The sequence below is a fragment of the Methylobacter psychrophilus genome, from assembly GCF_025583945.1.
Classification (GTDB): domain Bacteria; phylum Pseudomonadota; class Gammaproteobacteria; order Methylococcales; family Methylomonadaceae; genus Methylobacter_C; species Methylobacter_C psychrophilus.
The window spans coordinates 1-1,102 of sequence record NZ_JAOEGU010000151.1 but is presented as its reverse complement, the minus strand read 5'-3'; the positions used below and the strand labels follow the sequence as shown (position 1 = coordinate 1,102).

Annotated in this window: 1 protein-coding gene; it reads right to left on the bottom strand. The window is 44.4% G+C overall.

Translation table 11 applies throughout. The annotated features are described in order from the left end of the window. Positions 1 to 190: 190 nt before the first annotated feature. A partial coding sequence (locus N7974_RS20600; protein WP_262967402.1) for a transposase occupies positions 191 to 1,102 on the bottom strand: 912 nt, incomplete at its 5' end.

Below are 1,102 nucleotides of genomic sequence, written 5' to 3'. Positions count from 1 at the left end.
CCAGACTGTGTGAAAACTCCAATTTATGCAAAATATGGCCTTCATAAGGCTATCTGCCAAGTTCTGGGGTTACTATTTGCCGACTATTTTGTGTGTGGTTTTTATCCTGTAAAAACTAAAAGTGCAATTCAGTACTGATAAAGGCATAAATCCCTTTAAAGAATTCCTTTCTGCGACTAAAAGAAGGCTTTTATGCCCTCAAAGCCTCTATGAGAGCCGCAGTGCCCATGATATTCATGACTCGCTTCAAATTATAGGCAAGCACATGCAAGCTCATTTCTGCACTGACCTTATCTAATGTTCGCATTTGGAAGTGCGTGTAACCCATCCAGAGCTTAAGCGTTCCAAAAGGATGCTCTACAGTTTCTCGCCTGACTTTCATCATTTCCGGTGCTTGGTTAATGCGTTTTTCTAAAGCATCTAATACGGCTTCATGTTCCCAGCGACTAATGCGTCGATAGACACCGCTGGTACATTGCGGTTTCATGGTGCACTTAACACAGGAAGAAGACCAATAACGCCGCATGATTTTGCCTTTTTCCAGTGTATCAAAGCGGAAGATTGCCCGCTCACCAGCAGGACATTCGTACTCATCATCTTCAGGTTTATAGATAAAATCCCGCTTACCGAAGAGTCCTTTGGCTTGATTACTCGACGTTTCTGATTTCGGGAGATACACCTCGATATTTGCTTCACCACAAGATTTTATTTCTTGGCCACTGTAATAACCCCGATCAGCGACGGCGGTTAAGGCATCAACGTCAAGAGCAGCTTTAGCTTGCCGAGCCATATTGGCTAACTGGGCACGATCACTACCTACATTAGTCACTTCGTGAGCAACGATAAGGTGATGTTTAGTATCTACGACAGTTTGCACGTTATAGCCAACCATGCCATTACCCGCACTGATCATGGACCGAGCATCCGGATCGGTTAGCGAAATTTGCTTATCGGGGCTGGCCTGTAATTGCACTTCAATTATATTGAGTCGCCCGATTTCCTTTTTGAGTTTTTCAATCTTATTTTCCAGCCGTTCTGTTTTACCCTTAGCAACTGAATCGTCCAGTCGATCTGCGCTGGTAATTTGCCCCAGATAGCGGGC